9 protein-coding genes are annotated in these 5626 nt (G+C 64.2%); 1 reads left to right on the top strand and 8 read right to left on the bottom strand.

From position 1 onward, the window contains the following. Positions 1 to 29 precede the first annotated feature (29 nt). The 5 genes from rpsD to infA form a co-directional block, all read right to left on the bottom strand. Positions 30 to 635, bottom strand: coding sequence for a 30S ribosomal protein S4 (rpsD, locus tag ACFTZB_RS42395; protein WP_005253863.1), 606 nt, complete (start codon positions 633 to 635; stop codon positions 30 to 32). A gap of 22 nt (positions 636 to 657) precedes the next feature. After that, positions 658 to 1071: a 30S ribosomal protein S11 gene (gene rpsK, locus ACFTZB_RS42400; RefSeq protein WP_005239680.1), complete on the bottom strand. Its 414-nt coding sequence runs from the start codon at positions 1069 to 1071 to the stop codon at positions 658 to 660. Beyond that, a complete protein-coding gene (gene rpsM / locus ACFTZB_RS42405) occupies positions 1071 to 1445 on the bottom strand; it encodes a 30S ribosomal protein S13 (RefSeq protein ID WP_005239677.1) in 375 nt (124 codons plus the stop codon). Before rpsM ends, rpsK begins: the two co-directional genes overlap by 1 nt. Positions 1446 to 1666: 221 nt before the next feature. Beyond that, positions 1667 to 1780 carry a 50S ribosomal protein L36 gene (gene rpmJ, locus ACFTZB_RS42410; protein ID WP_003938068.1) on the bottom strand — a complete coding sequence of 38 codons (114 nt, stop codon included), beginning with the start codon at positions 1778 to 1780 and terminating at the stop codon, positions 1667 to 1669. 87 nt (positions 1781 to 1867) lie between these two features. Next, on the bottom strand, positions 1868 to 2089 hold the full coding sequence (infA, locus tag ACFTZB_RS42415; RefSeq protein WP_003418601.1) for a translation initiation factor IF-1: 222 nt from the start codon (positions 2087 to 2089) through the stop codon (positions 1868 to 1870). A gap of 264 nt (positions 2090 to 2353) precedes the next feature. Here infA and dtd point away from each other — a divergent pair, with 264 nt between their 5' ends. Further along, entirely contained in the window at positions 2354 to 2791 is a 438-nt protein-coding gene (dtd, locus tag ACFTZB_RS42420; protein WP_072945822.1) for a D-aminoacyl-tRNA deacylase, read from the top strand. Positions 2792 to 2812: 21 nt separating this feature from the next. Here the strand turns inward: dtd and map are convergent, their stop codons facing one another. Genes map through secY form a run of 3 tightly spaced genes read right to left on the bottom strand, consistent with a single transcriptional unit; the run spans position 2813 to position 5465 of the window. Then, positions 2813 to 3610, bottom strand: a complete 798-nt coding sequence (map, locus tag ACFTZB_RS42425) for a type I methionyl aminopeptidase (RefSeq protein ID WP_378441461.1) — start codon at positions 3608 to 3610, stop codon at positions 2813 to 2815. Beyond that, the gene (locus ACFTZB_RS42430; RefSeq protein WP_072945707.1) at positions 3610 to 4155 is read right to left on the bottom strand and encodes an adenylate kinase; all 546 of its coding nucleotides are present in this window, start codon (positions 4153 to 4155) and stop codon (positions 3610 to 3612) included. Before ACFTZB_RS42430 ends, map begins: the two co-directional genes overlap by 1 nt. Further along, positions 4152 to 5465 carry a preprotein translocase subunit SecY gene (gene secY, locus ACFTZB_RS42435; protein ID WP_378441464.1) on the bottom strand — a complete coding sequence of 438 codons (1314 nt, stop codon included), beginning with the start codon at positions 5463 to 5465 and terminating at the stop codon, positions 4152 to 4154. The genes ACFTZB_RS42430 and secY overlap by 4 nt, the downstream gene beginning before the upstream one ends. Positions 5466 to 5626 lie beyond the last annotated feature (161 nt).

Genomic DNA, 5626 nt, shown 5'->3' on the forward strand with positions numbered 1-5626 from the left:
CTACCGGAAAGGCGCACGAGCCGTCAGGCCTACTTCGAGTAGTACTCGACGATGAGCTGTTCCTGCAGAGGAACGTCGATCTGCGCACGCTCGGGAAGCTGGTGAACCAGAACCCGGAGACGTCCACCGACGACCTGCAGCCAACCCGGGATCGGGCGATCGCCCTGGGTCTCGCGCGCAACCTGGAAGGGAAGCGTGGACAGCGACTTCTCCTTGACATCGATGATGTCGTACTGGGAGACGCGGTAGCTGGGGATGTCGACCTTCTTGTTGTTCACGAGAAGGTGACCGTGCGTGACCAGCTGACGGGCCTGGCGGCGGGTGCGAGCCAGTCCGGCGCGGTACACGACGTTGTCGAGACGCGACTCCAGGATGCGGAGCAGGTTCTCACCGGTCTTCCCGGGGCGGTTGTTCGCCTCCTTGTAGTACAGGCGGAACTGCTTCTCCATGACGCCGTAGGTGAAGCGAGCCTTCTGCTTCTCCTGCAGCTGGAGCAGGTACTCGCTCTCCTTGATCCGCGCGCGGCCGTGCTGGCCCGGCGGGTAGGGACGACGCTCGAACGCCTGGTCGCCTCCAACGAGGTCGACGCGCAGACGACGCGACTTGCGGGTGATGGGTCCGGTATAACGTGCCATTTTTTTCTACCTATCCTTCCCGCTAGACCCGACGCCGCTTGGGCGGACGGCAGCCGTTGTGCGGCTGGGGGGTGACATCGGAGATGGTGCCGACCTCGAGGCCTGCGGCCTGAAGCGAGCGGATCGCGGTCTCACGGCCGGAGCCGGGGCCCTTGACGAAGACGTCGACCTTCTTGACACCGTGCTCCTGCGCCTTGCGGGCTGCGTTCTCTGCGGCCAGCTGAGCGGCGAACGGGGTCGACTTACGCGAACCCTTGAAGCCGACGTGTCCCGAGGACGCCCAGGAAATCACGTTTCCGGCGGGGTCCGTGATGGACACGATGGTGTTGTTGAACGTGCTCTTGATGTGAGCGGCGCCGTGCGGGACGTTCTTCTTGTCCCTGCGACGCGCCTTCTGGGTCTTCTTCGGACCGGTGCTACGTGACTTGGGGGGCATTACTTCGCCTTCTTCTTGCCTGCAATGGTGCGCTTCGGACCCTTACGGGTGCGGGCGTTGGTCTTGGTGCGCTGACCACGCACGGGCAGACCACGACGGTGGCGCAGGCCCTGGTAGCAGCCGATCTCGATCTTGCGTCGGATGTCGGCCTGGACCTCGCGGCGAAGGTCACCCTCGACCTTCAGCGACTCCTCGATGTACTCGCGGAGCTTGGCCAGATCCTCGTCCGAGAGATCCTTGCTCCGCAGATCCGGGCTGACGCCGGTGGCGTCCAGGATCTCCTTGGAGCGGGTACGGCCGATGCCGTAGATGTAAGTAAGTGCGATCTCCATCCGCTTTTCACGGGGAAGATCGACACCTGCGAGACGTGCCATGTCGGCATTTCCTATCGGTGTGCGGAGGTCTGCTCCCAGTCCATCCCCTGTGCCTCTTCAAACGTCGGCGGTCTCGCGACCGGCAATGCTTCAACTAACTCAGTGGGGCCCCGGCCTCCGTGCCGGGGGTGAACCAGTACCTGCTCGAGAGCCGTGAGTACCGGCTGGTGCTGGGAGGTCATCTTTGCTTGTTGCCAAGCAGATCCTCGAAAAGCGGAGATCTAGCCCTGACGCTGCTTGTGGCGCAGGTTCTCGCAGATCACCATGACCCGGCCGTTACGACGGATCACCTTGCACTTTTCGCAGATCTTCTTGACGCTCGGCTGAACCTTCACGTCTTCTGATCTCCTGTTTTGTGGCAGCCCACTACGCAGATCCGCAGCGGACGTACTTCTCCCCGACCTGGTCGGGCGGGGAAGCTTTTACTTGTACCGGTAAACGATGCGTCCGCGCGACAGGTCGTAGGGCGACAGCTCCACGACAACGCGATCTTCCGGGAGGATGCGAATGTAGTGCTGACGCATCTTTCCGCTGATGTGGGCGAGAACCTTGTGGCCGTTCTCGAGCTCAATGCGGAACATCGCATTGGGCAGCGGCTCGACTACTCGTCCCTCGACCTCGATGGCCCCGTCTTTCTTAGCCATATCCTCCGCGATCCATGTGGTTTGGCGTGCTTATTGCATCTGTTTCCGTTACCGTGGCGCCCAATGGGATCTTCACCGGCCGAAACATGAACAATCCGGATCGAATCCGGCACTGGGCACGCAGACAACCGGCACGCATAGCGCACCGTTGATCCATGTTACGGGAAATTGCTCACCAGGCCAAATGCGGTCCCCGGCGGACCGCCCGCCCGGCGAGAATTCCGCTTCCGAACCCCACCGGTCACGACTCGAAGGATGGTGTGCGTGCGCGCCCTGGTACAGCGAGTGACGTCCGCGTCGGTCCGGGTCGACGGCGACGAGGTGGGACGGATCACTCCCCCGGCCGGCGGCCACGGGCTGCTCGTCCTGGTCGGCGTCACCCACACGGACGACGCGGCGAAGGCGGCTCTACTCGCGAAGAAGGTGTGGACCATGCGGATCCTGGAGAACGAGCAGTCCGCCGCCGACCTCGACGCCCCGGTGCTCGTCGCCAGTCAGTTCACCCTGATGGCGGACACCCGGCGCGGCAGGCGCCCGTCCTGGTCCGCCGCGGCGCCGAGGCCCGTGGCGGAACCACTGGTGGACGAGTTCACCGGCGCCCTGCGCGAGCTGGGCGCCACCGTCGAGACGGGTGTGTTCGGCGAACACATGGAGATCAGTCTCGTCAACGACGGTCCGGTGACACTGCTGATCGACGTGTAGGCCCACGCCCGCAGGCGCTCGCTACTCCGGACGCAGAGTGAGGATGCGCGGCCCGTCCTCGGTGACCGCGACGGTGTGCTCCCAATGCGCGGCACGAGTGCCGTCCGTGGTGACGACGGTCCAATCATCTTCGAGGACAACGGTATCCGTGGTGCCGAGGGTCAGCATCGGTTCGATCGCCAGAACGGATCCGACCACCAGCTGGGGCCCCTTGCCGGGAGCTCCCTCGTTGGCGAGGAACGGCTCCATGTGCATTTCGCGGCCGATGCCGTGACCGCCGTAGCCGTCGACGATTCCGTACTTGCGGTCGTGCGCGACCTCGGCGGCGCGGGTGCCGAGTTCGATGGCGTGTGAGATGTCGGTGAGCCGGTTGCCGGCCAGCATGGCGGCGATGCCCGCCTCCATCGACAGCCGGGTGGCCTCGCTGAGTTGCTGGTCCGCTTCGATGATGTCGCCGACACCGAAGGTCCACGCGGAGTCGCCGTGCCAGCCGTCGAGAATCGCGCCGCAGTCGATGGAGACGAGGTCTCCCTCGGCCAGAATGTCTTCTGCCGAGGGAATCCCGTGCACCACGCGATCGTTCACGGACGAACAGATCGACCCGCTGAAACCGTGGTAGCCCTTGAACGACGGCACAGCTCCCGCGCCGCGGATGACCGACTCGGCCACCTCGTCGAGTTCGAGCGTGCTCACACCCGGCTTCGCCGCGTCGCGGACCGCGACGAGAGCCGCACCGACGATGGCACCGGCGGCCGCCATCGCGTCCAGCTCGCCCGCGGTCCGGAACGGAACGACCTTGCGTTTACGCCCGAAGCCCATTACTTGCCCAGCGCTGCCAGTGCGCGAGCGTTGACCTCGTCGACCTCACCGAGGGCGTCGACGGTCACCAGCTGCTCCTTGTAGTAATCGAGCAGCGGCGCGGTCTCCTCGCGGTACACCCGGAGCCGGTTGCGGATGACGTCTTCCTTGTCATCGGCGCGGCCACGGGCCAGCATCCGCTCGACCACGACGTCCTCGTCGACGATGAACGACAGCACTGCGTCGAGCTTGGTGTTCAGCTCGGCCAGGATCGCCTCGAGCGCCTGGGCCTGGTCGACGGTCCGGGGGAAACCGTCCAGGAGGAAACCGTTGGCCGCATCCGGCTCGCCGACGCGCGCCTTCACCATGTTGTTGGTGATCTCGCTGGGAACGAGGTCCCCGGCGTCCAGGTACTTCTTCGCCTCGAGGCCGAGAGGGGTGGCCTGGCCGATGTTCGCGCGGAACAGGTCGCCCGTGGAGATGTGCGGGACGCCGAGCTTCTCGGACAGGATCGCGGCCTGGGTGCCCTTGCCTGCACCGGGAGGACCAAGGAGGACAAGTCTCACTTGAGGAACCCTTCGTAGTTACGTTGCATCAATTGACTTTCGATCTGCTTGACCGTGTCCAGGGCGACGCTGACGAGAATCAGCACGGCCGCACCACCGAAGATGCTGCTGGAGGTCTGGCTTCCGGACAGGAAGAAGTGGGGCAGCACCGCGATCAGGCCGAGGTAGATCGAGCCGGGAACGGTGATGCGGTTGAGCACGTAATTCAGGTAGTCCGCGGTCGGGCGACCCGGGCGGATACCGGGGATGAAGCCGCCGAACTTCTTCATCTCGTCCGCGCGCTCTTCCGGATTGAACGTGATCGCGACGTAGAAGAACACGAAGAACACGATCAGCGCGAAGTAGATGACGATGTACACCGGGTTGTTCGGATTCACCAGGTACTCGTTGATGATCCGCTGCCACCAGCTGGGGTCGGTGGACGATGTGGCACCGGTGAGCTGCGCGATGAGGTTCGGCAGGTACAGCAGCGAGGACGCGAAGATGACCGGGATGATGCCGGCCTGGTTGACCTTCAACGGCAGGTACGTCGACGAACCGCCGTACATCTTGCGGCCGACCATGCGCTTGGCGTACTGCACCGGGATGCGCCGCTGACCCTGCTCGACGAAGACCACGCCGGCGATGATGGCGAGCGCCGCGACGCAGATGATCGCGAAGATCAGTCCCCCGCGGCTGTCCAGGATGGCCTTGCCCTCGGACGGCAGGCGGGACGCGATACCCGAGAAGATCAGCAACGACATACCGTTGCCGACGCCGCGCTCGGTGATGACCTCACCGAACCACATGACGAGGGCGGCGCCCGCGGTCATGACGAGCACGATGATCACGAGGCCGAAGATGCTCTTGTCGGCGATGATCTCTTCCTGGCATCCCTGCAGCAACTGGCCGCGCGACGCAAGCGCAACGATGCCGGTGGCCTGGAGGATTGCCAGGGCGATCGACAGATAGCGCGTGTACTGCGTCATCTTCGCCTGGCCGGACTGGCCTTCCTTCCGGAGTTCCTCGAACTTCGGAATGACGACCGTCAACAGTTGGACGATGATGCTGGCCGTGATGTACGGCATGATGCCGATCGCGAAGATCGACAGCTGCAGCAGCGCACCGCCTGAGAACAGGTTGATCAGCGAGTAGATGCCCGCAGAGTCGCCGCCCGACAGCTGATCGACGCACGAGCGGACGTTGCCGTAGTCGACGCCCGGCGACGGGATCACCGCGCCGATGCGATACAGCGCAACGAGACCGAGCGCGATGAGGATCTTCCGCCTCAGGTCCGGGGTCCTGAGGGCCGAGACGAAGGCGGAAAGCAAAGATCCTCCTGGCACGACGGTGGGGAGACGAAGCCGTAAAGCGACTTGTCCGTGAATGAACTCTAGAACTCTAACAGTGGCAACTGAACGCACAGTTGGGAGACCTGCGGCAGCGCCGGCCATACAGCCGCAAATGGCCGCAGTACAGCGCGAGGCTGTAC

This window comes from Rhodococcus sp. NPDC057014, assembly GCF_042673295.1.
GTDB lineage: Bacteria > Actinomycetota > Actinomycetes > Mycobacteriales > Mycobacteriaceae > Rhodococcus_F.

Bases quoted from the DNA above. Each gene is read 5' to 3' on its own strand.
- map (WP_378441461.1), bottom strand. From the start codon at position 3,610: ATGGGCTTCGGGCGTAAACGCAAGGTCGTTCCGTTCCGGACCGCGGGC.
- infA (WP_003418601.1), bottom strand. From the start codon at position 2,089: ATGGCTAAGAAAGACGGGGCCATCGAGGTCGAGGGACGAGTAGTCGAG.
- rpsK (WP_005239680.1), bottom strand. From the start codon at position 1,071: ATGCCCCCCAAGTCACGTAGCACCGGTCCGAAGAAGACCCAGAAGGCG.
- rpsM (WP_005239677.1), bottom strand. From the start codon at position 1,445: ATGGCACGTCTCGCAGGTGTCGATCTTCCCCGTGAAAAGCGGATGGAG.
- rpsD (WP_005253863.1), bottom strand. From the start codon at position 635: ATGGCACGTTATACCGGACCCATCACCCGCAAGTCGCGTCGTCTGCGC.